25 protein-coding genes are annotated in these 25,388 nt (G+C 59.7%); 10 read left to right on the top strand and 15 right to left on the bottom strand.

The genetic code is table 11. The features are described from left to right. The first annotated feature begins 1 nt into the window (after position 1). The 4 genes from KHP07_RS15490 (at position 2) to ptaA (ending at position 3,108) form a co-directional block, all read left to right on the top strand. A complete protein-coding gene (locus KHP07_RS15490) occupies positions 2-628 on the top strand; it encodes a cytochrome o ubiquinol oxidase subunit III (protein WP_010206435.1) in 627 nt (208 codons plus the stop codon). After that, positions 628-969: a cytochrome o ubiquinol oxidase subunit IV gene (gene cyoD / locus KHP07_RS15485; RefSeq protein ID WP_016979640.1), complete on the top strand. Its 342-nt coding sequence runs from the start codon at positions 628-630 to the stop codon at positions 967-969. Before KHP07_RS15490 ends, cyoD begins: the two co-directional genes overlap by 1 nt. Before the next feature lie 11 nt (positions 970-980). Beyond that, entirely contained in the window at positions 981-1,868 is an 888-nt protein-coding gene (gene cyoE / locus KHP07_RS15480) for a heme o synthase (protein ID WP_003194050.1), read from the top strand. A gap of 145 nt (positions 1,869-2,013) precedes the next feature. Further along, on the top strand, positions 2,014-3,108 hold the full coding sequence (gene ptaA / locus KHP07_RS15475) for a pyoverdine biosynthesis transaminase PtaA (protein ID WP_100492168.1): 1,095 nt from the start codon (positions 2,014-2,016) through the stop codon (positions 3,106-3,108). A gap of 132 nt (positions 3,109-3,240) precedes the next feature. Here ptaA and KHP07_RS15470 read toward each other — a convergent pair whose 3' ends face one another. Together KHP07_RS15470 and KHP07_RS15465 are read right to left on the bottom strand one after the other, a co-directional pair. After that, positions 3,241-3,960 (bottom strand): hypothetical protein, encoded by a 720-nt coding sequence (locus KHP07_RS15470; RefSeq protein ID WP_078050130.1) that lies wholly within the window; start codon positions 3,958-3,960, stop codon positions 3,241-3,243. 70 nt (positions 3,961-4,030) lie between these two features. Continuing rightward, positions 4,031-4,534 carry a DUF6622 family protein gene (locus tag KHP07_RS15465; protein ID WP_078050129.1) on the bottom strand — a complete coding sequence of 168 codons (504 nt, stop codon included), beginning with the start codon at positions 4,532-4,534 and terminating at the stop codon, positions 4,031-4,033. 199 nt (positions 4,535-4,733) lie between these two features. Here KHP07_RS15465 and KHP07_RS15460 point away from each other — a divergent pair, with 199 nt between their 5' ends. Next, positions 4,734-6,758, top strand: coding sequence for a c-type cytochrome (locus KHP07_RS15460; RefSeq protein WP_214497453.1), 2,025 nt, complete (start codon positions 4,734-4,736; stop codon positions 6,756-6,758). Here KHP07_RS15460 and KHP07_RS15455 read toward each other — a convergent pair. Together KHP07_RS15455 and KHP07_RS15450 are read right to left on the bottom strand one after the other, a co-directional pair. Beyond that, positions 6,755-8,005: a 2-aminoadipate transaminase gene (locus KHP07_RS15455; RefSeq protein WP_214497452.1), complete on the bottom strand. Its 1,251-nt coding sequence runs from the start codon at positions 8,003-8,005 to the stop codon at positions 6,755-6,757. The genes KHP07_RS15460 and KHP07_RS15455 overlap by 4 nt on opposite strands. A gap of 88 nt (positions 8,006-8,093) precedes the next feature. Then, positions 8,094-8,987 carry a LysR substrate-binding domain-containing protein gene (locus tag KHP07_RS15450; RefSeq protein ID WP_214497451.1) on the bottom strand — a complete coding sequence of 298 codons (894 nt, stop codon included), beginning with the start codon at positions 8,985-8,987 and terminating at the stop codon, positions 8,094-8,096. Positions 8,988-9,131: 144 nt separating this feature from the next. On the opposite strand from KHP07_RS15450, the gene KHP07_RS15445 reads away from it, so the two are divergent. Next, positions 9,132-10,160, top strand: a complete 1,029-nt coding sequence (locus KHP07_RS15445) for an amino acid ABC transporter substrate-binding protein (RefSeq protein WP_078050125.1) — start codon at positions 9,132-9,134, stop codon at positions 10,158-10,160. Positions 10,161-10,172: 12 nt separating this feature from the next. Here the strand turns inward: KHP07_RS15445 and KHP07_RS15440 are convergent, their stop codons facing one another. The 4 genes from KHP07_RS15440 to KHP07_RS15425 all read right to left on the bottom strand — a co-directional run bounded on the left by KHP07_RS15440 (position 10,173) and on the right by KHP07_RS15425 (position 14,452). Continuing rightward, positions 10,173-11,186: a diguanylate cyclase gene (locus KHP07_RS15440; RefSeq protein ID WP_100492172.1), complete on the bottom strand. Its 1,014-nt coding sequence runs from the start codon at positions 11,184-11,186 to the stop codon at positions 10,173-10,175. A gap of 140 nt (positions 11,187-11,326) precedes the next feature. After that, positions 11,327-13,216 (bottom strand): alkaline phosphatase D family protein, encoded by a 1,890-nt coding sequence (locus KHP07_RS15435; protein ID WP_214497450.1) that lies wholly within the window; start codon positions 13,214-13,216, stop codon positions 11,327-11,329. A 110-nt stretch (positions 13,217-13,326) separates the two neighbouring features. Next, positions 13,327-13,533, bottom strand: a complete 207-nt coding sequence (locus KHP07_RS15430; RefSeq protein ID WP_078050122.1) for a hypothetical protein — start codon at positions 13,531-13,533, stop codon at positions 13,327-13,329. 130 nt (positions 13,534-13,663) lie between these two features. Next, positions 13,664-14,452: an MlaA family lipoprotein gene (locus tag KHP07_RS15425; protein WP_214497449.1), complete on the bottom strand. Its 789-nt coding sequence runs from the start codon at positions 14,450-14,452 to the stop codon at positions 13,664-13,666. Between the two features lie 164 nt (positions 14,453-14,616). Between KHP07_RS15425 and KHP07_RS15420 the strand changes: the two genes are divergently transcribed. After that, positions 14,617-15,327: a response regulator gene (locus KHP07_RS15420; protein ID WP_078050120.1), complete on the top strand. Its 711-nt coding sequence runs from the start codon at positions 14,617-14,619 to the stop codon at positions 15,325-15,327. Then, the gene (locus tag KHP07_RS15415) at positions 15,324-16,643 is read left to right on the top strand and encodes a sensor histidine kinase (protein WP_214497448.1); all 1,320 of its coding nucleotides are present in this window, start codon (positions 15,324-15,326) and stop codon (positions 16,641-16,643) included. The genes KHP07_RS15420 and KHP07_RS15415 overlap by 4 nt, the downstream gene beginning before the upstream one ends. 994 nt (positions 16,644-17,637) lie before the next feature. Here KHP07_RS15415 and KHP07_RS15410 read toward each other — a convergent pair. The 3 genes from KHP07_RS15410 to KHP07_RS15400 all read right to left on the bottom strand — a co-directional run bounded on the left by KHP07_RS15410 (position 17,638) and on the right by KHP07_RS15400 (position 21,069). Next, complete coding sequence (locus KHP07_RS15410) at positions 17,638-19,881, bottom strand: ATP-binding protein (RefSeq protein ID WP_078050118.1); 2,244 nt, start codon at positions 19,879-19,881, stop codon at positions 17,638-17,640. Continuing rightward, positions 19,878-20,492 (bottom strand): biliverdin-producing heme oxygenase, encoded by a 615-nt coding sequence (locus tag KHP07_RS15405; protein ID WP_099494221.1) that lies wholly within the window; start codon positions 20,490-20,492, stop codon positions 19,878-19,880. The genes KHP07_RS15410 and KHP07_RS15405 overlap by 4 nt, the downstream gene beginning before the upstream one ends. Before the next feature lie 196 nt (positions 20,493-20,688). Further along, positions 20,689-21,069 carry a response regulator gene (locus KHP07_RS15400; RefSeq protein WP_078050116.1) on the bottom strand — a complete coding sequence of 127 codons (381 nt, stop codon included), beginning with the start codon at positions 21,067-21,069 and terminating at the stop codon, positions 20,689-20,691. A gap of 183 nt (positions 21,070-21,252) precedes the next feature. On the opposite strand from KHP07_RS15400, the gene KHP07_RS15395 reads away from it, so the two are divergent. Then, positions 21,253-21,627, top strand: coding sequence for a c-type cytochrome (locus KHP07_RS15395; protein WP_078050115.1), 375 nt, complete (start codon positions 21,253-21,255; stop codon positions 21,625-21,627). A 375-nt stretch (positions 21,628-22,002) separates the two neighbouring features. Next, positions 22,003-22,575, top strand: a complete 573-nt coding sequence (locus KHP07_RS15390) for a hypothetical protein (protein WP_078050114.1) — start codon at positions 22,003-22,005, stop codon at positions 22,573-22,575. Here the strand turns inward: KHP07_RS15390 and KHP07_RS15385 are convergent. The 4 genes from KHP07_RS15385 to KHP07_RS15370 form a co-directional block, all read right to left on the bottom strand. Next, complete coding sequence (locus KHP07_RS15385; protein ID WP_214497447.1) at positions 22,572-23,195, bottom strand: DUF3916 domain-containing protein; 624 nt, start codon at positions 23,193-23,195, stop codon at positions 22,572-22,574. The genes KHP07_RS15390 and KHP07_RS15385 overlap by 4 nt on opposite strands. A 24-nt stretch (positions 23,196-23,219) precedes the next feature. Continuing rightward, entirely contained in the window at positions 23,220-23,477 is a 258-nt protein-coding gene (locus KHP07_RS15380) for a colicin E3-like toxin immunity protein (protein WP_025858514.1), read from the bottom strand. A 7-nt stretch (positions 23,478-23,484) separates the two neighbouring features. After that, complete coding sequence (locus tag KHP07_RS15375; protein WP_214497446.1) at positions 23,485-24,639, bottom strand: S-type pyocin domain-containing protein; 1,155 nt, start codon at positions 24,637-24,639, stop codon at positions 23,485-23,487. 243 nt (positions 24,640-24,882) lie between these two features. Next, a complete protein-coding gene (locus tag KHP07_RS15370; RefSeq protein ID WP_098467339.1) occupies positions 24,883-25,254 on the bottom strand; it encodes a PH domain-containing protein in 372 nt (123 codons plus the stop codon). Positions 25,255-25,388: the final 134 nt, after the last annotated feature.

Here is a 25,388-nt window from a genome sequence, read left to right as displayed (position 1 = left end):
CATGTCGAACTTAGTGACCAATGCTGGACACGCCCATGTCGATGACCATGGGCATGATGACCATCACCACGACTCGGGGCCGATGACCGTTTTCGGTTTCTGGCTCTACCTGATGACCGACTGCATCTTGTTTGCGTCGATCTTCGCGGTGTACGCGGTGCTGGTAAACAACGTAGCGGGTGGCCCATCGGGCCACGACATCTTCGAACTGCCTTACGTGCTCGGCGAAACCGCCTTGCTGTTGTTCAGTTCGATCACCTACGGCTTCGCCATGTTGGCCTTCTACAAGGGCAACAAGAAAGGCGTACTGAGCTGGTTGGCACTGACCTTCCTGTTCGGCCTGGGCTTCATCGGCATGGAGATCAATGAGTTCCACCTGCTGATCTCCGAAGGCTACGGCCCGCACCGTTCCGGCTTCCTGTCTGCGTTCTTTACGTTGGTAGGTACCCACGGTCTGCACGTAACGGCTGGCCTGCTGTGGATGGCGGTGATGATGTATCAGGTCAATAAACACGGCCTGACCAACACCAACAAGACTCGCCTGAGCTGCCTGAGCCTGTTCTGGCACTTCCTGGACGTGGTCTGGATCTGCGTCTTCACCGTTGTTTACCTGATGGGGACTCTGTAATGGCTAATGCACACTCCCATGACCATGACAGCCATGATGCAAGCCACGGCAGCGTTAAGTCGTACGCCATCGGCTTCATCCTGTCGGTAATCCTGACGCTCATCCCGTTCGGTCTGGTGATGTACCCGACCCTGCCTAAGTCGATCACCTTGATGATCGTGCTGGCATTCGCGGTGATTCAGGTTCTGGTTCACCTGGTGTACTTCCTGCACCTGGATCGTTCCAAGGAACAGCGCGACAACGTGGTTGCATTCGTGTTCGCTGGGATCGTAATCGTACTGCTGGTTGGCCTGTCGATATGGATCATGTTCAGCATCCATACGTTCATGATGGCGAAGTGAGGTAAGACCCGATGTCGCTTAAGCACTTTATCCAAATCACCAAACCGGGGATCATTTTCGGTAACGTGCTTTCTGTGGCGGGCGGTTTCTTCCTGGCCTCCAAGGGACATGTCGATCTGGCCATCTTCCTGGCTGCGATGATCGGCACTTCCCTGGTGGTAGCTTCCGGATGTGTGTTCAACAACTGCATCGACCGTGACATCGATATCAAGATGGAGCGCACCAAGAATCGTGTGCTGGTCCAGGGCCTCATTTCCCTGAAACTGGCACTGATCTATGCGACCGTCCTGGGTGTTGCCGGAGTGGCGTTGTTGTACAAGGTGGCCAACCCGCTGGCGGCGCTGTTTGCCGTGATCGGCTTTGTCATCTACGTCGGCCTCTACAGCCTGTACCTCAAGCGCAAGTCGGTTCACGGCACGCTGGTGGGCAGTCTGTCGGGGGCGATGCCGCCGGTGATTGGTTATGTGGCTGTGACCAATAGCTTCGACATGGCCGCGCTGACGCTACTGGTGATGTTCAGCCTGTGGCAGATGCCGCACTCGTACGCCATCGCGATTTTCCGCTTCAATGACTACCTGGCTGCTTCGATTCCGGTTCTGCCGGTCAAGCGTGGCATCCAGGTCGCCAAGAAACACATCCTGCTGTACATCCTGGCCTTCCTCGTGGCGACCTTGATGTTGACCTTCAGTGGCTACGCCGGCATGAGCTACCTCGCCGTCGCCGCTGCCATGGGCATGTACTGGTTGTACATGGCCTGGACCGGCTACAAGGCGGTGGACGACACCGTCTGGGCGCGCAAGCTGTTCGTGTTCTCGATTTTCACCATCACCGCGCTCAGCGTGATGATGTCCCTGGATTTCCAAGTGCCGAAAGAGCTGTTGCTGACCTACGCTCACTGAGTGGTCCCGCAGTGAAAAAGCCCCGCCGTCGAGAGACGCGCGGGGCTTTTTCTTGGGCGTGGTTTTAAATCTGCGGGTGTTTTTCTCGTCATACCCCTCTGTACGCGTTGTGCGAATCCATTACCCGTCTACAAGGAGTAGCTCTATGGTCAGCGTCAGTCGCCGGTCCCTTCTCGCCCTTGGCGCAGCCCTGCCATTGCTGGGGCGCCTCGATTGGGCCGTTGCCAGCCCGCCGCCGACCCAACCTGACAAGGTGCTGCTCAACTACAACGAAAGCCCCTACGGGCCCTCACGGGCCGCCCGTGAGGCAATGCAGCAGGGAATCGCCACGTCCGGGCGTTACCCTTACAAACATATGTACGCGCTGGCCGGGTTATTTGCCCAGCAGCAAGGCATTGCCGAGGAACAGGTGGCTGTGTTCGCAGGCTCCATGGCCGCCCTGCGCTACGCAGTACTGGCGTTTACCAGCGAGACCCGTGGCCTGGTAATGCCCACGCCGTCCTACGAAGTGCCGCGCCAGGCCGCCGAATCGAACAAGGCGCCGGTAAAGGAAGTCAGCCTCGGCGCCGACCACGCCCACGATATCCCGGCCATGCTCGCTGCCGATCCCCAGGCCGGCATGTTCTACCTGTGCAACCCCAACAACCCCACTGGCACCGTCACCCCGATTGAGGCCATCCGCCACGCCCTGGCGAACAAACCCAAGGGCAGTGTGCTGGTGGTGGACGAGGCTTACATCGACTTCGCCGACGTGCCCAGCGTCGTCAGTTGGGTCAAGGATCACGACGACCTGCTGGTGTTGCGCACCTTCTCGAAAATCTACGGCCTGGCCGGCGCTCGACTGGGCCTGGCGATCGGCCACCCGGCGTTGCTGGAGCAACTGGCCGTGTTTGGCGGCGACAACGTGCCGGCAGGCTCTACCTTGCTCGGCGGCCTTGCCAGCCTTGAGGACGTCAAACTGCTGCCGCAACGAAAGGCGCTCAATCAGCAACTGCGCGATGAGACCGTGGCCTGGCTGAAAGGGCGTGGGTTCACCTGCACGGCGTCACAGGCCAACTGTTTCATGATCGACGTGAAGCAACCGGCGGAGCAGGTGATCGAGAAACTGGCAGCCCAAGGCGTGATGATCGGCCGTGTGTTTAAAAACTGGCCGCAGTGGGTACGGGTGACGGTGGGGAACAAGCGGGAGATGGCGCGGTTTCGGGAGGTGTTTGCGGCACAAGTCGAACGCGCGGGTTAAACCGATGCAAAACAAATGTGGGAGCTGGCTTGCCTGCGATGCAGACGCCTCGGTATATCAATGAGACCGAGGTGATGCTATCGCACGTAAGCCAGCTCCCACATTTGATTCTGCGGTGCAGCTTGCCTTGGGTTACTGCTGTGCGATGCTGTACCCATCAAATGCGGTCTGCTGCTGCAGCGCAGTGATCACGCTCTTGCGGCTCAGCGGCTGCTCGGCGCCGGCGTTATCCACAAAGCTCTCAACCGCAAGCTCCGCTTCATCCCCTTCACCCACAAAGCTGAACCCCAGGAACTCGAACGCCTCACGGTCAACGTTCAGCTTGGAGCGCGGCGTGCGCAGCGGCAGGGTGACGCTGATGCCATCCTTGCTGATCACAAACACCTCGGCTTCTTTCTTGGGCCGTGACGCCTTGCTCTTGCCAGCGCTTGGGTTGCTGATGGCCTGGTGGCTCTGGTTCAGCACTTTCAATGCCAGGCCGTAGACCAACTCCTGGAATTCGGGGTCGTCCTTGAAGCTGGAGAGGATGCGGCTGATGGAAAACTGACTGCTCAGGTTCTCCAGGGCGGCGTTGTCGGCGGCCTCGGCGTCCTTGAGTTGCTTGAGCTGGCCCATCAAGTCGTAGGCCTTGTCGTCGTCGAAGGCATCGTGGGCCTGGCGGATGGCCACGCGCAGTTCGCGGATCTGGTCGCTTTCTTTGGAGGTGTGGAACGCGTCCAGCACCATCTCGCTGATGATCTTGGCCGCTGGCAGATGCTGTGAAAGATTGATGGCGTTTTCGTATTCGGCTTTGGATTGCAACGCGGCTACGGATTCTTCGGGGGCGGATTTTTCGGTGTAAGAATCGGACATTGAAATTTCACTACTTCAGTAAACGAGGACAAAAAAACGTCGGGCATTTTCAGGGGGGAGGGAGGTCAGGTCAAGGCAGCACAATGCCCTTATCCCGACGCAACGCCGTCAGCGCCCGCTGCAGCCGCACGGCTCGTCCGCAAAACAGACCTACGGTAAACCCCGATACGCCGCCAACTGCCATCAACATCGTCGGCGTGCTCAGCAGCAGCGGATGCACGGCTTGCTGGTAACCGAAGTAGTACTTCACCGCAAAGAACAGTTGCGAGATCAGCAGGGTTTTCCAGGTGCCCGGCAATACCAGGGTCTCGCCATTGGCATCCAGCCGCGCCCCTTCAACGTTGAACAGCACCATCCCCACCAGGCTGCCCAGCACTGCGCCTGCGACCCAGGCGCCGCTCGACAAGATTGAAGGCGCCAAGGACATCAACGACCACACCACCAGCACCACCGGCAGGATCACCAGCGAGCGGCGATTTTCGCGTCCACCCAGGCAGGCCTTGATGCCGTAGTAGCAAATCCACAGGTAAATGGCGTAGACCCAAATGGGCGTGCCTTGGAGGATGTCGAGCATGGTGTGCGTCCGTGCAGAGGGGAGGTGGTGGATAGTCGTTGAGTACTGACGCCTTTGTCCAGCGATCTGCCCCTGACTCACATCAACACTCCCCGCCCACAAAACCGTTACAACACAGAGGCCTGATGAACCCATAAAAACGACCACTGACCTGCGCCGAGGGGACCGCCCCACGCCAGGTTATTAAAGGACTAATGCGATGGCGCTTTCCCTTTCTCGCCTGGCCTTGCTGGGGGCGACGCTTTGCCTGTCTCTTCCCCTGCACGCCAACGTTCCCGACGCTTCGCTGATCGAGCAGGGCAAATACGTCGCGCAACTGGGCGACTGCGTAGCCTGCCACACGGCCAAGCAAGGCAAGGTGATGGCCGGCGGCCTGGAGCTGAGCACGCCGATGGGCACGATCTATTCGAGCAATATCACGCCGGACCGAGAGACAGGGATTGGCGCCTACACCTTCGAAGAGTTCGACCGCGTCATGCGCGAAGGCGTGACGCCGACGGGCATGAACCTGTACCCGGCGATGCCGTACCCGTCTTACGCCAAGATGAATGAAACCGACATGCGCGCGCTGTACGCCTATCTGATGCAAGGCGTCGAGCCGGTGCAGCAGGCCAATCTCGAGGCGGACATGGGCTTCCCGTTCAGCCAGCGCTGGGGACTGGCGTTGTGGAATTTTGTCTTCCTCGACAAACAACCCTTCAAGCCGGATCCCGCACGCGATGAACAACTCAACCGAGGCGCCTACCTGGTCCAGGGCCTGGGCCACTGCGGCTCCTGTCACACGCCACGGGGCATTGCGTTCCAGGAAAAAGCCATGAGCGACGAGGGTGTCAGCGGCCAGCACTACCTGGCCGGCGAAACCGTCGAGCACTGGCGCGCCCTGAGCCTGCGTAACCTGTGGACGGTGGAAGACACCGTGCAACTGCTCAAGACCGGGCAAAACCGCTTTGCCACGGTCGCCGGCAATATGGCCGATGTGATTCACCACAGCACCCAGCACTTCAGCGACTATGACCTGACGGCTATCGCCAGTTACTTGAAATCCCTAGCGCCCGGTAAAGACGACTTGCCCATGCCGTCCGTGGCCCAGGCGCCAGCCGTGCCACCTGCAGATTTGTTCACCAGTCGCGGCGGACTGGGTTACATGCAGTTCTGCAGCAATTGTCATCGCAGCGATGGTGCGGGCGTGAAAGGCCTGTTCCCACCTTTGGCCGGCAATCCGAGCATTGCGTCCAGCAACCCGACTTCACTGCTGCACATCACCCTCACCGGCTGGGAGACCGCACAAACGGCAACGCACCCACGGATCTACACCATGCCGGGTTTCGCCCGTTTGAACGATCTGGAAATCGCCGAGATCCTCAGTTTCGTACGTACCCGTTGGGGTAACGAAGGCACGCCGATCAGCGCCGGCCAGGTGAAGAAACTGCGTGACCAACTCAACCCGGCCACCACCGATTCATCGGCCTTCGAAACCCCGCGCCTGGCCGAGTTGCTTGCGGCGCCCAACGCCGACCAGGTGATTCGCGGCATGCGCCTGCATCTGCAAACCAAAGAGCTGCTGCCCAAAAATGTCGGCAATTCACTCAATTGCACCAGTTGCCATCTCAACGCTGGCACGGTAGCGGATGGGTCTCCGTTTGTAGGCGTCTCGGCGTTTTTCCCCAGCTATGCGCCGCGCGCAGGCAAGGTGGTGACCCTGGAAGAACGAATTAACGGCTGCTTCCGCCGCTCGATGAATGGCAAGCCACTGCCGCCACAATCGGCAGACATGCAAGCGATGGTCGCCTATTTCGATTGGATGAAAAACAACACCCGCCCCGAAGACAAAGTAGCCGGGCGCGGCGTGGGCAAGGTCGACCCGGCGATCAAGCCGGACCTGGCCAATGGCAAACAGGTCTACGCCAAGCAATGCGCGGTATGCCACGGCGACAATGGCCAAGGCTTGGCGCGGGCGGATGGCGAGCTTATCTACCCACCGTTGTGGGGTGAGCAATCCTTCAATATCGGCGCCGGCATGGCCCGCACCTACACGGCGGCGGCGTTCGTCAAACGCAACATGCCGATTGGCTTCCACGAGAAATTCCCGCTGGGGCAGGGCGGTCTGTCGGACCAGGAAGCCGTGGACGTGGCCGCGTATTTCTCGGGGCAACCGCGCCCGGACTTCCCGGACAAGGTCAAGGATTGGCCGAACGGCGGCAAACCTGCCGATGCGCGTTACTAGTCCAACTGTTTGAGGCAGGCCTCGAGGATATCCAGGCCTTCCTCCAGCACCGTGGGCTCGATGGTCAGCGGTGCCAGCAGGCGGATGATGTGCCGCGCCTTGCCGCTGGGCATCAGCAACACACCGGCGTCCCGCGCCAGGCCGAGCAACTGGGTCAGCTGTTTCGACGCGGGTGTGCCGTCGGCGTTGGCCAGTTCGATGCCGCGCATGGCGCCCACGCCGGTCAGACGGCCGAGGTAGGGTGTCAGGCCTTGCGCACACCAGGTCTGATAACGGCTGACGATGGCTTCTTCCTGCTGTAAGCCCCAGGTTTTCAGGTGTTCATCGGTCATGGCATCGAGGGTCGCCAACGCTGCCGCGCACGCAATGGGGTTGCCGGAATAGGTGCCGCCCAGGCCACCTTTGGGCAGATTGTCCATCAACGCCTTGCGCCCTACGACGGCGCCCAACGGCACACCGCCGGCGATGCTTTTACCCAGCAGGATCAAGTCCGGCTCGATCCCCAGGCGCGAGAACGCAAAACGCTGGCCGGTACGGCCAAAGCCCGATTGGATTTCATCGACAATCAGCAAAATGTTGTTCTCGTCGCAAAAGCGCCGCAGCGCCCGGGCGAATTCGATGTCCAGCGCCAGGAATCCCCCTTCGCCCTGAACCGGCTCGATGATGAAACAGGCCACATCGTTGACGTCGATTTCAACGCTGAACAGGCGGGCCATGGCCTTCAGTGCTTCGGCGCAGGTCACGCCGTTATCGGCGCTGGGGTAGGGCAGGTGATACACAGGGCCCGGCAGTACACCGACTTTTTGTTTGTAGGGCGCCACCTTGCCGTTGAGATTGAGCGTGGCCAAGGTGCGGCCGTGGAAGGCGCCGTCAAAGGCGATCACTGCGGTGCGTCCGGTGGCACCACGCACAATCTTCAGCGCGTTTTCCGCCGCTTCCGCGCCGCTGTTGGTGAGCATTCCACTGACGGGGTAGTCCACCGGGATGAATGCGGTCAGGCGGTCCATCAGCTCAATATAGGGCGCATGCGGGGCGGCATTGAACGCATAGTGGGTCAGCCGGGTGGCCTGCTCTCGAATCGCTTCGACCACGCCGGGGTGGCAGTGGCCGAGGTTGAGCACGCCAATACCGCCGACAAAATCGATATAGCGTTTGCCCGAGGTGTCCCACACCTCGGCGTTTTTACCGTGGCTGAGGCTGATAGGGTGAACGATGGAAATCGACTGGCTGATGGTTTCGCGGCTCATGAATCGGGGACTCGGCAGTGACGGGCTTGTTTTATCTAAGCCGGGCGCCCGCCCTTGCCGCAAACGAAATAAAGTCGCCGGGTCATTATTAAAAGTCGGGATGTACGCGGATGTACTCCACCATCCAGTTCAGGAACGCCTTCACCTTGGGAATCTCGCCTGCATGTTCGGCGTGAGCGATAAAGTGCGCGCCGCTGCTGGGCATCGCGTAGTCCCATGGAATCATCAGGCTGCCCTGTGCCAGTTCTTCGGCCACCAGGTACTGCGGCACCAACGCCACGCCATAGCCCGATTGCGCCGCGCGAATGCACATGTAGAACGTGTCGAAGCGCGGTCCGTGGTAGCTGTTCTGCGAGTGCAGCCCCTGTTCCAGGAACCATTCGTGCCAGGCTTCCGGGCGCGAGGTGCATTGCAGCAAGGTGTGGCGCGACGACGCATCGCTGCCTTCGGCGACGAATCCTGGCGCACACACCGGCACCACCGTCTCACGGAACAGCTCGATGCAGGTTGCGCCTGGCCATGAGCCTTGGCCGAAGAAAAACGCGATATCGGCCTTGGCCTGCAATACGTCGAAAGGCTCCAGCTCGTTGCGCACGTCCAGATGGATATTCGGATGTTTCGCCGCGAAATCCTTGAGTTTGGGCACCAGCCAACGGTCGCCGAAGGTCGGTTGGGTGGCGATGCGCAGCACTTCGGTTTCGCCGCCATAGGTGAGGATATAGCGGCTGGAGATGTCCACTTGGGTGAGGATCTTGTGCACTTCGGCCAGGTACAACGACCCCGCCGGCGAAAGGTACAAGCGCTGGCGCACCCGTTCGAACAGGTTGTGGCAGAGCATCTCTTCCAACTGCGCCACCTGCTTGCTGACTGCACTCTGGGTCAGGTGCAGCTCTTCGGCGGCGCGAGTGAAGCTCAAATGACGGGCGGCGGCTTCGAAGCACTGCAAGGCCGTCATCGAAGGGGTCATGCGTTTTGAAATCATGCAGTTCATTCCAAATCGGAAGGAGCCTTTGCCTAAAGGTCGTTTGTGGCAGTGTTGTAAAGCCGTTGATACTGCCCGGCAGCACTATAAACCGGCGCGGGCTGTGCGGCGCCGAATAATAAGGAATGACAGGGAGAGCCATGCATGAACCCATTCAAAATGACTTTGGCCGCGATGGGCGCCACCGCCGCGCTTGGCCTGGCGAGCTCCGCCTACGCGGGTGTGACCCTGGACGCGATCCAGAAAAAAGGCTTCATCCAATGCGGCGTCAGCGATGGACTGCCGGGCTTTGGCGTGCCGGACAGTAAAGGGAAGATGACCGGCATCGATGTGGACGTGTGCCACGCGGTGGCGGCGGCGGTGTTTGGTGATGCGTCAAAAGTGAAGTTCACCCAATTGACCGCCAAGGAACGCTTCACCGCGCTGCAGTCCGGCGAGATCGACGTGATCTCTCGCAACACCACGTGGACCAGTTCCCGTGATTCGGGCATGGGCCTGGTGTTCACCGGTGTGACCTACTACGACGGCATCGGCTTTCTGGTGAATAACAAGTTGGGTGTCACCGGTGCCAAGCAACTGGACGGGGCCACGGTGTGCATTCAGGCCGGTACTACGACTGAGTTGAATGTCTCCGATTACTTTCGCACCAACGGCATGAAGTACACGCCGATTACCTTCGACACCGCCGACGAAAGCGCAAAGGGCCTGGAAGCCGGGCGTTGCGACGTGCTGACCACTGACCAGTCGGGCCTGTATGCCCAGCGCATCAAGATGGCCCACCCGGACGAGTTCGTGGTGCTGCCGGAAGTGATCTCCAAGGAGCCACTGGGGCCGTTGGTGCGCAAGGGCGATGACGAGTGGTTCAGCATCGTCAAGTGGACCCTGTTCGCCATGCTCAATGCCGAGGAAATGGGCATCACCTCGCAGAACGTCGAAGAGCAGGCCAAGACCACCAAGAACCCGGACGTTGCACGGTTGCTGGGGGCTGATGGCGAATACGGCAAGGACCTCAAACTGCGCAAGGATTGGGTGGTGCAGATCGTCAAGCAGGTGGGCAACTACGGCGAAGTGTTCGAGCGCAACATCGGCCAGGGCAGCGTGCTGAAGATCAAGCGCGGGCTCAATGCACTGTGGAACAATGGCGGTATCCAGTACGCGCCGCCGGTTCGATAACCCGCAGGGGTGTTATTGCGACACCCCATCCTTGCCCGCAGCCTTGGCGCGATACAACGCCTGGTCGGCACGCGCCATCAGGGCTGTGGGGGGTTCATCCCTTTGACGCTCGGCCACGCCAAGGCTGAGGGTGATCTTGAGGTTGCCGTTGTGCGGCTGCCTTCTCATCACCTGGCAAATGCGTTCTGCCAGCGCCATGGCTATCTCCAGCGACGTTTTGGGCAGCACCAGTACAAACTCATCGCCACCCCACCGGGCCAGTACGTCATGGGGGCGAATACAGCTTTCCAGGCATTCCACCACCTGCACCAGCGTGCGGTCGCCCACGCCATGACCGTAGCGGTCATTGATCGGCTTGAAGTCATCGATGTCCATCGCAATCAACGTCAGCGGCAGGCGAAAGCGTTGGGCACGGTTACACTCTTCCAGCAGCACTTTCTCCAGACGATAACGGTTGGCGACCAGGGTCAGGGCATCCCGCTCGGCCAAGGAGCGGTTTTCATCCAACTGAAGTTGTAACTGTCGATTGACCCGCGACAGCTCCCGCGTGCGTTCAGCCACCAGGGCCTCAAGGGATTGATTGCGTCGTTCCAATTGTTCGACGGAGCATTTTCTGAGGTGAATATCACGGTGCGCGCCGACCATGCGCGCCACTGAACCGTCGGCATTGCGCGCAATCACGTAGCCCCGGTCTTCGATCCACAGGTAGCTGCCGTCTTCCTTGCGGCAACGGTACTCGGCTTGATAGTGAGGGGCGCGGCGGTGGATGTAGTCGTCAAACAGCTTCATCACCTGAGGGTAGTCATCCGGGTGGATCACGTTTTCCCAGGTGAACACGTTGTTCTCCAGCGCATGGCGGTGATAGCCGAGCATTTCGTACCACCCCGGGTTGCGATAGACGAACCCGGTATTGGCGTTCCAGTCCCAAATCCCGTCGCTGACCAACTCCAGAACGGTGTGCAGCATGTCGGCGTTGAAGTGAGAGAAATCTTGCTTCAACGGATTGTTGTCGGAGGTATCGTTCATCTTCGCGTTCCTTGCGTGGACAGGCGCTCAATGCCTGTCGTTGTTGACGCCGATACTCCGTGGCTGGGGCTACTGTACAACGGGGCTTGGTGGCTTTGAATAGGGCAGATGTACGGCTTATGGTGGATGGCGATAGGCTATTATTGCGGCGCCACCATCCTCGTCTGCGCCTTTCCATCCGCGTTGTGCTGGTAAATCGCTTCAGGCTGGCCCTGTTCGTTAAAAAACACTTGGCCAATCCCCGCCGAATTCCATAGTCGTTCGCCGGCTTCTGCATGCTCGGGAATATGCGGCACTACCTGCATGGTGCGCCGGCGGGTGAACCAGTTGAGGGGCGAGCGTGGTGAGTAGAGCCAGCGGTTGAGGCGGTCGAACCATTCCAACAGCCTTGGGGGGAATTCGTTCTTGATGCCGCTGCTGGTGATCTGCCAGATCCTGGGGCCGGCGTTGCGATGGCGGATCAGCACTTCGTAGACGAATGAGTAGTGCACGTCACCTGAGAGGATCACGTAGTTTCCCGGCGTGCGCGAGTGGCGGAAGATGTTGAGGATCACCTGGGCCGCGCCGCGATGGGCCATCCAGTTTTCCGCATCCACCAGCAAGGGGTGGCCGCACCAGCTGAAGACCTTCTGTACCGTCTCGATCAGCTTCACGCCGAAGATCGGCGCGGGCGAGACGATGATGGCCGAGGGGTGGTCGAGCAGTTCCTGTTGCAGTTCGCTCAAGGCCTCCCAGTCGAGCAGGCCGGAGGGTTGCTTGAGGGTGAACTCGCTGCGCCAGCGCCGGGTACGGGTGTCGAGCACCACCAGGGCGGGGGTGGTGGGCAGTACGTAATGCCATTGTTGGAACTTGAGCAGCGTTTCGATCAACTCATCCAGCGCTCCGGCATCCAGATGGTTGGCCTGGGGTTGGCGGGTAAGCGCCTGGCTTTGGCTGATCAGTTCGCCAAATGCATCCGGCTGGTTGCCCCAGCCCTGGCACAGCAGGTAGGCCAGCAGGGCATTGCCGATGATGCGCTTGGAGAACGGGTGACCGTAGGCGGTTTCCTCCCACTGGGCGCTGAGGTTCCAGTCGTCGGTGATGTCGTGATCATCAAAGATCATCAAGGTGGACAGGTGGGCGAACACCCGCGCAACGCCAGGCAGGCCGTCGCGGAATGTATCGATCTGTGCCTGTTCGCGGGCATAACGTTGCTGTTCTTCAGGACTCAGTTGCGGTGCTTGAGGCGTGATCAGCGTCCAGGGCGTGGGTGACCACACCAGCAAATACATCGCGATGACTTCGGCGAAGGTCACCAGGTGATTGTCCGCGGTACTGCTGGTGAAAATGGGTTTTTTCACTCCGCCAAAGAAGCGTTCGCGCAGGGTCTCGTTACTGTCCAGTGCCGGCAGCAAGTCGGCGCGATGGTAGTAGCTGGCGCGGTGTCCATAGAGGCTGGCGCTGTCGTCCACCACGGCGCCTTCCAGGTATTCATCGAACAGGCCCAGGCGTGTGATCAGCGCATGGATCGCCCGCAGCATTGGCCCAGCGACATCGTCGGCGTACACCTGGTCGCCACTCATCATCAGCAGGGCAGGGCGGTTGGCCGGGGTGTGGGCTTCAGCCAGCAGGCGGTCAACGCACAGCAGGCCTTCGTCGGCGCTGTGATGGGGTTTGCGGCAGGAGCCGTGTACCAACTGATGGATACGGCTGTGCAAAACAAAACTTGGAAGTTGCGCGTTGGCATACAGCAGGTGCGGTGCCCAGTCGGCGATGCCGGTGTTGTCGAACACCAGGTCGTAGGGGATCTCCACGTCCAGGGGCAGCGCATCACCCAGCGGGACGTCGATCAGGTGGATAAAGGCGTGGCGCCCCACCGGCACGATCTGGCATTGGTCAAGGGTGATCTCCAGCGTTTCGGTTGGCAGATGCAACGTCAGGGTCAATTCCAGGGCTCGACTGCCTACCAGCCACAACACCAGGCGCCGAGGTTCGAGGCGTCGCAGCAGTGGGCCGGCCAGTACGGCGGGCAGTGTGTCGAGGTGCGGCATGCAGGCAAAGGTCCAGGCGGGATGAACCGGCAAGATTAACGCAGTGAATGTCAGTGTTTTGTTAAGGGGGAAATACGAAGAGCCGTGCACAGCTCTTCGTATGATTCGGGTTAAGGCAAGTAGCCCCTTCCCAGGCTGTCTGTGTTGCCGTTGCCCTTCCTGCGGTTGTTACTGGCGGCTGCACTGTTGTTGTCCTCGGCGTTCCGTTCCGAATGTATGTCCTCAATGTTGTGCTTCGTGCGCTGTGACTCTCCGGCATCCTGCGGCAGCGTGGAGTAATGGAAGATGTTCAGCGTCTGGAGGTTTGAGATATCCATTGGAGTTTCCTGCTAGTGATTAGAGGATGCTTCGCACAATGAGGCGAAGCAAAGCCAACGGTATAGAGCGCAAAAAGGCCCCGCTATAAACACCCTGCTGCAAAGTATGACAACCCTCTCGCAGCTGGCTTCAGAAGTCGTCGCTCGCGCCATTTGTGCACTCGCTCGCCTCAGGTGAAGCCGCCCCGTCCCTGCCTTCCAGCACAAACGCTGCACGATTGTGTGCCACCACGTTGCGTAACGCGCTGTAGTAATCCGGCAGTTTTTGCAGGCTGTCGGTCAGCGGCAACAGTGACGCCCGCGTATCGACAGTGCCGCCAACCAGGCTGAGAGTGCCCAACGTCTGCACCGTGTCGCTGTCCCCCAGCGGCGAAATCAGGAAGCCCAGCACTTTGCCTGCCGCATCCCGGCTGTTGCTGGTGCCCAGCAATGGCAATTCCACGATCGGCCCGTTACCCACGCCCCACACGCCGAATGTCTGACCGAAGTCAGCTTTGTGCCGTGGGATTCCCAGGCGGTCCGACACGTCGAACAGCCCCACCACGCCCACGGTGGTATTCACGGCAAAACGCCCCAGGGTATTGACCGAGCGCCGTGGGTTGCCTTGCAGCAGATCGTTGATAAACACCTTCGGCTCGCTGAAGTTGCTGGCGAAGTTATGCACACCCTGTTGGAAAAAGTCCGGCAGGTAACGGTAACCCCGCGCCACCGGTGCCAAGGCGTAGTCATCCACCGCCCGGTTAAACGCAAACACGCCGCGGTTGACCGGTTCGGCGGGGTCGTACACCGAGTCGTTCACTGGCGCGCAGCGAGTGATGGGTGTTACCGGGGCCGGGCTGGCACAGCCCGTCAGGTAGGACACCGTCAGCAACAGCACGGCCTGGCGGGCCAAATGCTGGGGATACGTCAGCGAGCGCATGGGCACAGTCTCCACAAAAAGGAGGCTGATCCTGGCATTGCTGCCTTGCGCAAAGATGTCTGGTTTATTGCGCGATTGACGCTTTATTGCACGATTGAAATATATGACGCGCCGCGCCGAATGGTTTTAGATGGCACCTCGACCCAACCCAGTGAAGACCGCCGGTGAGCAACCTGTTGATCGTGGACGATGACCTTGAGGTCCTCGCGCTGCTGAAGAAATTTTTCCTGCAACACGGCTATGGGGTCGAGACGGCTGCCACTGGCGCCGACCTGTGGGCGGCGATGGAGCGCCAGCCGGCCGACCTGATCATCCTCGACCTGATGTTGCCGGGCGATAACGGCCTGCTGCTGTGCCAGCGCCTGCGCCAGCAATACGCCACGCCGGTGATCATGCTCACGGCTATGGGCGAACTCAGCGATCGCGTCGTGGGCCTGGAAATGGGCGCCGATGACTACCTGAGCAAACCCTTCGATGCACGCGAATTGTTGGCCCGGGTGCGTGCCGTACTGCGCCGGGCGGGTGAAAGCCGACCGCCGCTGGGCGAGGTCGCGCGCCCGTTGATCCGGTTCGCGGGCTGGCAGCTGGACCTCACGCGCCGTGAGTTGCGCTCGCCCGACCAGGTGATGATCCCGCTGTCTTCCGGCGAGTTCGACCTGCTGCTGGTGTTCGCCGAGCACCCCCAGCGCGTATTGACCCGTGAGCAACTGTTGAATCTGGCACGGGGCCACAGCCATGACGCGTTCGACCGCAGCATCGACGTACAAGTCAGCCGCCTGCGCCGCAAGCTGGAGTTCGATACCAAGCGCCCGGCGATGATCCGCACGGTGCGCAATGGCGGTTATCAGTTCACCGCCAGCGTGACCCGTTCATGAGCCTGCGCCCGCGTGACACCGTGGCCCGTTGGGTCGCCCTGACCATCCTGATCGCCATGATCACCGCGCTGGCCTTCAACGCGTTGTTCGTGCAGTTGGCCGGCGTGTGGGCACGGCCGCCGCTGACCGAAACCGGCTTGCTGGAAAAAATCGCCGTGGTGGTACGCGTGGTCGAGGCCTCGGAGCCCTCGCAGCGGTCGCGCCTGGCCCAGGCGGTGGGTGATGACGGGTTCAACGTGACGTGGGCGGCCCAGCGGCAGGCATTGGGTTTACCCGTGCTGGACGACCCGGATTTCCATTCGGGCGAGCAGGTCTTCAAGCATTTGCTGCAGGGGCCGCCGCGTTCGATGGAAGCGTACGAACCGTCTGACTGGCCAGACGGTAACGGCCACTACGCGCTACTGGTGCAATTGGCTGACCGATCCTGGCTGATGTTCAGCGCGTCGTCGCGCAGTTGGGGGCTGGATGATGGCGCGCGCAGCCTGATCGTGGTGCTGTTGGTGCTGATCTCCACCGCGCTGGTCACCCTGGTCGCGACCCGCCGCCTGGCTCGGCCCCTGCAGCACTTCGCCCTGGGCGCGCGGCGCTTCGGTGCCGACTTTCGCGCGCCGCCCATCGAACCGATGGGCCCTCACGAACTGCGCCAGGCAATCCTTGCGTTCAACAGCATGCAGGCGCAGTTGCGGCACTTCATCCAGGACCGTACCCAAATGCTGGCGGCCATCTCCCACGACCTGCGCGCACCGCTAACCCGCCTGCGCCTGCGCGGTGAGTTCATCGAAGATGCCGACCAGCAACAACGACTGTTCCGCGACGTCGACGAAATGCAGGCCATGATCAACACGGCCCTGGAATTCTTCCGCGACGACGCCCGGCTGGAGCAAGCCACCCAACTGGACCTGGCGGAATTGCTGCAAACCCTGATCGACGACTACCGCGACCAGTCCATCGACCTCACCTTTCGTGGCCCACCGCGCCTGGTGTACTTCGGCCGACCACTGGGCCTCAAGCGGGTGATGACCAACCTGATGGACAACGCCATCCACTACGGCGTGGCGCCGGAGGTCGAGTTACAGCAACGGTCGGGAGAGGTGGTCATTCGCGTGCTGGATAGAGGCCCAGGTATCGCGGCTGAACATCGGGAACAGGTATTCCTGCCGTTTTATCGCCTCGAAGGGTCGCGCAATAAAAGCACCGGCGGTGTCGGGCTGGGGTTATCGACCGCGCGGGCGATTGTGCTGGAACACGGCGGAACACTAACCCTGACAGAACGCCAGGGCGGAGGGTTGGAGGCGGTGGTGGTGTTGCCGGTGTGAGGATTACCGGGCAATGCAACCACCACTAACCACGATGCAAAGCGAGCCGCCGTTGACCTTGACCTTGACCTTGACCTTGACCTTGATCCTGCTTTTGATCTCAGGCGCCCCGTCAAACACGCTGGCCGGAATTCGACAGGGATTTGGGGGGTAAACCGGCAGGGATGCCGGTTTAGCCGCCCCGCGCCATGGATGGCGCGTGGCGGCGGCCCCCCAAATACCTGTCGGATTACGGGCACACCGAGCCTAGGCGAGGTGCCGAGTGTTGGGGCAAGAGCGTTTTGCTTACTTTTGCGCTTTTCAAAAGTGAGCCGCCGTAAGGGCGGAACCAACAGCAGCCTTTACCTAAATAACGGATATGTACCCCGTAAGATCCAACATCCAGGTCGGCTGTCAGGCCGCCTTCGCAGGCAAGCCAGCTCCCACATTTGGATCGTGGGGTGACAGTGGGAGAGTGGTCGGCAGTTAGGCCATCTTCGCAGGCAAGCCAGCTCCCACATTTGGATCGCGGGGCGACAGTTAGAGTGTGGTCGGCTGTTAGGCCATCTTCGCAGGCAAGCCAGCTCCCACATTTGGATCGCGGGGCGACAGTTAGAGTGTGGTCGGCTGTCAGGCCGCTTTCGCAGGCAACCCAGCTCCCACATTTGGATCGCGGGGCGACAGTTAGAGAGTGGTCGGCTGTCAGGCCGCTTTCGCAGGCAAGCCAGCTCCCACATTTTTGGATCGCGGGGCGACAGTTAGTTTGTGGTCGGCTGTCAGGCCGCTTTCGCAGGCAAGCCAGCTCCCACATTTTTGGATCGCGGGGCGACAGTTAGTTTGTGGTCGGCTGTCAGGCCGTCTTCGCAGGCAAGCCAGCTCCCACATTTTTGGATCGTGGGGGGACAGTTAGAGTGTGGTCGGCTGTCAGGCCGCCTTCGCAGGCAAGCCAGCTCCCACATTTGGATCGCGGGGAAGCCGTTGGAGGGCGGCCGGCTGCCAGGCCGCCTCTACCGCCTCAGGTATGCGAGTCTTCAATCACCTTCGGCACTGTAAAGCGAAACTCACTACCCCGGCCCACCTCACTCTCGGCAACAATCTTGCCGCCATGGGCCTGGACAATACCTTGCGTGATATACAACCCCAGCCCACTGCCGGTCGGGTTGTTTTCCGCCTGGGTCCAATACCGATCAAACACGTGCGGCAGTTGTTCCGGCGCAATACCCTCGCCGGAGTCACGCACCGAGAAGACAATCTCTTCGCCGTTGCTCATCGCACTGATGCCAATATTGCCCTGGCGCGGCGTGAACTTGATCGCGTTGCCGATCAGGTTCGACAGCACCTGGAACAGACGCTCGGGGTCGCCATTGATCTGCAGGCCAGGCTCGGCGTTGAACGACAGGTCGATGCCTTTCTCCATCGCCAGCGGTGCGAGTAGCGAGTACGCCTCTTCAAACATCTGGCTTACATCGAGCGCCACGGGCTTGACCACATAGCGTCCGGCCTCGATTTTCGAGGTGTCGAGCAAGTCTTCCAGCAGCACGTTCATACGCCCGGCGGCCTGTTGCATGGTGTCGATGGCCGAGGAAATCCGCCGCGAAGTGTGTGGGCCATCGGAACTGAAGGCCTTTTGCATCATGCCGCAAAGCATGGAGATCACGGTCATCGGGTTACGCAGGTCGTGGGACACCACCGCCACCAGCTCATCGCGGGCGCGCACGGCCTGTTGCTCGCGCAGCACCTGGCGGGCCAGGTCGTTTTCCAGCGCGGAGCGGCGCAGGTCGTTGGCGGCGAAGCGGTCACCGTGGCTCCACTTGGTGGAGATGCCGGCCATTTCCACCTTCCAGATTTCAAACGAGGTGCGTGGGCGAAGGCGTAGGCCGGCGTCGGAGTTTTCCAGGTCCAGTGGCTTTTTCGGGTCGCCGCTCCAGTTGATGTTCTCTTTGACTTCCGGACGGAACCACAGCACGCCGTTATCCACAGGCTTGGGCAAGCTCATGGCCAACACGCCGCTGGCGACCTGCTGGAACTCGGCGGCCGGCGGGTAGACCGAGGCCAGGTTGTGGCTGGAAAAAACCGGCTCGCCGCCTTCCTGCAGCCACTTGTGCAGCGCACGGATCTGCGCCGGTTCCGGGCAGTTGCCGTAGCGGTGCAATTGCTTGTCTTCGATGATCGCCACGCCGCCGGACAGGGTCAGGTCCATCAGCAATTGCGGTTGCTGGGCCAGGCCGTCGAACACGTTTTCTTCCGACGCCTTCATGGCCTTATCCAGGCGGGCCAGGGCCTCGACTTTCTCCTCGCGTTGACGGCTCAGGTCCAGTGCTTCCATGGCGCTGATCTGCAACGACAGCACCTGGCCGATGGTCTGGCAGGCCGTGCGCAGGTCATTCGGCACCAGCAGCGGTTCGCGGTTGCCGCAGCTGATCAGGCCCCAGAGTTTGTCGCCCTTCATCAGCGAGATGCTCATGGACGACAGCACGCCCATGTTCTGCATGTACTGGCAGTGAATCGGCGACACGCTGCGCAACGTGGCGAAGCTCAAGTCTAACGGTTGGCCGGTGTCCGGGCGCAGCTTGGGCAGCAGGGGCACCGGCTCATAGGCCGCATTCGGGATGATGCGCAGCCAGTTGGTGCGATACAGTTCACGGGCCTGCTCGGGGATGTCGGACGCAGGGAAGAACAGCCCGTTGAACAGTTCCATGGACGGCGCCGACGCTTCGGCGATCACCTGGCCATGGCCTTCGTCTTCGAAACGGTAAATGAGCACGCGGTCGTAGCCGGTCATGGCCTGGATTTCAGTCACGCTGATTTCGTACAGCGCTTGCAGGGTTTTCGCCGACTGCAAACGTTGCAGCATCTTGCCCAGGTCACTGGTGCGGCCGTTCAGTGCCCGGGGACGGAAGTCTTTCAGTCGTGGCTCGAATTCCAGCACCAGCACACCTTGATGGCGGTGCAGCAGGCCTTCGAACTCTGCGCCGTTAAACGTGACGTGCAACGGTGGGGCATCGAAAAACGTGTTGTGTTCGGCCATGGCGGCAACGGCCTTGGCGTGTTCGGCGCCTACCAGTACGTGCAGCGGCTGGCCCAGCAACGCCTCGGGCGCATGGCCGAACAGCATGCCGACGTTGGTGCTGACCTGGATGAACTTCAGGTCTGGCTCCGATAATGTCAGCAGCACACCGTGGGGTTGGATCGCCCCCGGAAAGCGGATTGGCTCGTCGGCGCAGTTGGCAAGCAGCTCTTCAAAATCTTCGGGTTTCATAGCAGTACCTCCTGGCCGTCGAGCCATTGCTCAAAGCAGCTGAATGTCGAACAGGCTGCAATCACCGCGCGCTGTTTGTCGTCAGCGTCGAGCGGTTGGCGGCCCAGATAGTCGAGAAAGTCTTTCCAGCGCCGCCCTGTCTCGGCGCCATACACGTCAAGAAACGCACCGCCGTTGTCGGCGTTCACACCAAGGCGCTGGGTCATTTCCCGGCGCAGCACCTGGCCACCCAAGGTCGCGCCTTCGAGCACATAGAGCGCACCGAGCAAGGCAGCGGGTGTATTCAGGACGGGCAGGTTGGCGCAGCGGGGCAGGGCGTTGATGGCGTGGTCATTCAGGCCGAGGGCGCGAAGGTCGTTCACCAGGGTGGGCGTTTTCACACGCAGCACCCGGTCGAAGCCTTCGGGGATCAAATCACATTCGTACAGGGCTGCTTCCATCGGCGCATAAAAGCCGTAATACGCTTGAAGCAAGCGTTGGTACCAGTCGGTATCCAGGCGCTCGGAAAAAAACGGCAAGCGCTTTTCCAACGCCACGTGCAGCAGGGCCGTGCCTGTGCGCAACGCTTCCAGCAATGAGGGCGCACCGACGTCATGGGCCTGTGAATGCATTCAATAAGCTCGAACTGTGGGCCTTTCGGCCATGAATGACGCGTGGAAATGGGCGACGATTCTACACAACTCATGGCCATCATCTGAACGCACAGGGCGAAAAGGCTGACCAGCGGATCAGAAAAGTCGCTCCTTGCTCCCAGTAATGACCTTAAATGGCACCACGAAGTTCGGTTTAAGTGATATCGCGACGCTATCAGTGCATGGACAAGCCTTGTTGGGTCAATGCCGTTTGTACGCACTCAATCAGATGCTCAGTGCTCCACGGCTTGGGCAAAAACCGCACCGAGCCGCCCAATTGCGCCGCCAGCTTGGTATTGCCTGAGGTCAGCACCACTGGCACCGTTGGCCAGCGATGGGCCACCACTTTGCTCAGGTCATAGCCATTGAGCAGGCCCGGCATCTGGATATCGCTGACAATCAGGTCGACTGGATCATCGGCCCGCTCCAAGTAAATCATCCCCTCATCCGCCGAAGGAAAAGACGTAACGACTGCACCGAAATCTTCCAGTACGTCCACCATTAACGCGCGAATGATTTCGTCGTCTTCCAGTACCAAAATCGATGGCTGAGCCATGATCCTTACTCCTCCATCAGGGATTCAGTAAGGTGGAGTGGAATGGGCTGGAATAGGTTCGATTAGATGTTTATAGGGGCGATGGATGGTCGTCCTGGAGCGCTTTCCAGAGCGTTTCCTTGAGCGACGCGGTGCAGCGGATCCAGGCATAATTGGCCCCTCCTTGCCCGATGCGGAGCCATCATGAAGTACGCATTACTCGCCCTCGTCCTGTTACTCAACACCCACTCAGCTATTGCCGCGGGCGATGCGGAGGCGGGCGGCAAGCTCTTCGCCAAGACCTGCGGCGGCTGTCACAGCATCGGTGAAGGCGCACGCGGTGGCTTCGGCCCGCAACTTAACGGCATCATCGGCCGGCCCGCCGGCACTACCACCGACTACCAGTATTCCGACGCAATGAAAAACTCCGGTGTGGTCTGGACCCGCGACAAACTCGCCGCCTATATCGAGGCACCAAAAAAAGTGGTGAGCGGCACGCGCATGATCTTCTGGGGCATCAGTGACCAGGAAAAAATTGAAAACATCCTGGCGTACCTCGAAACGTTCCAGCCCAAATAATCAATCGAGCACATTCCTGAACAGCTCAACCGTGCAGTCTCATGCAGTCCTCGCGCCAGTCCCTGCGGGCGCTGAAACTCCTTGGGGTGCTGCGCGGCGACGTCCTCTCGCGGACCATGGTGTTCCACAACCTGGTCACCAGCGCCCTCAACGTTCCCCCAGTGGGCAGCGAAGCCATTTCCGCTGCGATACCGATCCAATGTGGGAGCTGTCGAGTCCCGGCGAGGCTGCGATGGGATCACCTCGGTAGGCCTACCTAGCCACGACACTTGCAGCGCTGCACTCCTTTAGCCCCACGGGCCTTGGTTCCAGTGCGGAACAATCTGTTTAAACTCGGGTCCAGTCATCACTCTCACTACCGATAAGGACATCCCCATGAAACGCATCGCGCTGCTCTGCATCGCCCTCTCACTGGGCGCCTGCCAATCCAACCAACGCGATTCATCGCCCAGCCTGTTCAAGGACGGCGTCCAACTTCGCCAGAAAACCGTGGCCGTGGATGCAGAGCACGCCAAAGTCATCATGAAAGCCTACGGCGGCACCGCCCCCGTGGAATTCTCGATCCGCCGCGAAGGCGACCCTGACCAGCGCATGGAAACCCTCGGCACCGTGATGGATACGGGCGAAGGCCGCGTCTTCAACTGGATCGCCAAGCTCAACCAGACCGTTGCCAGTGCAGGGTTCAAGCGTTTTCCACAGCTGGAAATCCAAGCTGATCCTGGCAAGCAACTCACCGTCGCCAGCACGGCGAACAACCGGGGCAACGGGGTTTACTACAGCTGTGGGCCGGTGATGAGCACCTTCAGCCCGGAGAAGGCAAAGGTGTACCTGGTGGAATTTCAGTTCAAGCTGGAGCCTTCGGCGTGTGCGCTGCAGGTGTTTGATATTACGGATCCGGGGAATCGTGTGTTGATTGGTGGGGCGGGGAGTGAGATGAAGGCGAGCTAAGTGGACGGACCAAACAAATGTGGATGCTGTGCTTGGAAGGACCTGAAGGTTTGATACTTCCAGCGCTCTGCGCCAGGGTCTTCATCGGTCGTGCTGACTTCGCCGAAGTACCAATGCTCTGACTCGAAGACGGTTCCGTCTTCGTCCTCGTGGATGAAGTGAAAGCCAACTTCGTGGAGGCCCGGCGGAACGACCAACCCCCATTCGCGGGCAAGGCTTCGGCCGATGATGCGTGTTTGGCGAAAGTACTCGTAGTCAAAGGGCTGGGTGTGGCCGAGAAGGCGGGCTTTGTCGGTGTAGACACAGACTCGGCTTGAGAACATGTCCGGGACCATGATACGGGCGACAATCCAGCACTCAGGGTCACCGTCTGATCGTGCTTCAACCAAGTGACCTGCAACCTTGATCATCTGTTGAGCGCAATGCGCCAGAATTTCCGGTGTGGTTTGATTGCCTTCAACAAGGTTTTCAATAACTGGGATTTTTAGGTTTATATAGTCGGGTCGCAGCGGTAACTCTTCGTAAAAACAGCCTTCGAAGCTGTCTGCCCAGCGGGTCAGAGCTCTGAGGTGCCTGGGGATGTTGCGGAGTTTTTTGTTTGTGAGTGACAGTCTGCGCATTAAGCTGAATTCTCGGAGTTTGTGTTATTCGTTTGCATCTTCGTAATCAAACGCGATGAAGTAGTCGCTTTCTAAAAGAGCAATTTCATGAGAAAAACGTGCCTGTATCAGTGGTAGCCACTCCCTCCGCAGCTCAAACATCCCGTTATTGACATCTTCGGCTGTCGACAATCCAAGCTCGGAAATCGCGGAGTAATCGTCTCCCATATCTGCCGAGTCCTCCGCGCCACGTAGCTGCTGTGTGGTTCTGTCGAACCATTCCAATCTCACTTTTAGTCCCATGTAGACCTCACAGGTATCTTCTGATATTTCGTTTTTTCTTCGGTCCTTTTAGTTGCTCGCCGGTTACGTGGCTGAACGCACCTAAATGGCTCCCATCACTTGCTAGATAAACTTCCAGCTCTCCATGTTGAGAGTCCCACTCATAGATTCTCCGGCCTTTTTCCTCAATCCAACGCTCTCTTAACCCGGCGCCTCCCTGTCTGGGAGTCATGGGTTTTGCTTTGATCAGGCCTGCAAAGCCAGTTATTTGTTCGGTATTAGGTGCCTTGTGGTACTTGTGATCCCCAGCCTTGACACTGACCACCACATACAGCGGCCGAACCCCCGATTCCACCGGGAACACCAGAATAAAATCCCGATACTCCGGGGGATAAATCGGGTTCACCAGAATCTGCGCGGCCTTCTCCGTCGGCGGATAAATCCAGATCACCGGAGCCTGCGGCGCAGCCTCCAAGGCTGGAATACCCAGCGTGTCACTTGGATCAACGGCGGGCGTCCAGATCAGCTCCACGCCCTCGTCCAAGTCCGCCACAAACTGATCGCCACGGCTTTGAAACTGCACCACATCAATCATCTGCCAATCGGCATGGTTACCCGTGTAAAACCCATACCCCTTGAGCGTTCCGTCCTCGCTTTGCTCAATATGCAACCGCATCTGCGACCGCGCCCGTTGAATCGAACGCAATTGCTCTTCGCTGTAGAGCGCGCTGTCACCCAGTTCCGACGGCCAGGCCAGCGCCACCGACCCCGTCAATAGACCACTGGCGACAGAACCGACGGCAGTGGCTGCCGACTCCAAAACCGCCGAACGCAACGCCAACTGCCCGAGGCCAGCGGGCAATGTGCTGCCGCTGATCTTGCGCAAGGCAACTGCGCCCCGGCTGTCCACCTCACGTCCACCCAGCAGGCTTACATGGGCGTACTCCTTGATGAGTTCCAACGGGACATACCCGGCTGGGTTGTAGTAATGGGTGATGCCGTCAGGCAGTTGGCAGGGCTTGATGAAAACGCAGCCGCAAGGTTTGGCTAGCGTGGGTACCGGGGCAGGGGATGGCTCGAAATAATCAATAGATGGCGAATACGGCAAACGCGATGGCGGCGGGGTCAGGATCCGTCGTTTGCGTAAGTCTTCTTCGGTGGGTGGGTAAAAGCGCTCTGACATGACGGGCTCACTTCCTTGTGTGAGGAGTGAGCCTACGAGAGGGGTGTCAGAACCTGATATCGGCTTTATTCGATGGTGATGGTGGGAAAAATCAGCAGGTTATTGCCGAACAGATTGATGGCGCTGGGACTGGCGTCATCGCTGGCAAGCCAGTGCCTACAAGGGCAGGTGTACATCCGTTGAATCAGCATTGCATGCACTAAGAAAGACCTCGAGACGCCAAGGTCTTTTTTTGCCCGCCGATCAGCCCAGCAGATGCTTGGAAATTAACCGTGAGATTTCCACAATCGACGTCTTCCCCGTGAACTCAAATTTCACCTTCCCCAACGACGAAAAGTAAATCTCCAACTCCGAATCCAGATCAAACGTCCCGGACGTCTCCACCGAATACGCCACGATGTTTTTATACGGCAGCGACGTGAAGTCCTTCTTGCTGCCGGTAATACCCTGAACGTTCACCGCAATAATCCGCTTGGTGGTAAATACCACGCCGTCACGCATGGCCTTGTAGGCGTCGACCACTTCCTCACCGTCGAGCAGCAGGGCCGAGACGCGTTCGGCGTATTCGTTGTTTTGCTTGAGCTTGAAGAAGCCTTTGTTGTTGAAGTCGATCATGGGCCTGCCCTTGGGTGAGTGGTGCGGTGGGTGTATGACGTTTTGCTCGCGGATCTGTATCTAACGCGCGCATTTTGAACGCCCTACCATGGCATCCAAGCCTACAACGTTGGCCAAATGTTTCACGTCGACAG

Origin of the sequence: Pseudomonas sp. VS40 (assembly GCF_018587885.1) — a bacterium.
GTDB lineage: Bacteria > Pseudomonadota > Gammaproteobacteria > Pseudomonadales > Pseudomonadaceae > Aquipseudomonas > Aquipseudomonas pergaminensis.
This window is presented reverse-complemented; position numbering and strand designations above follow the sequence as displayed.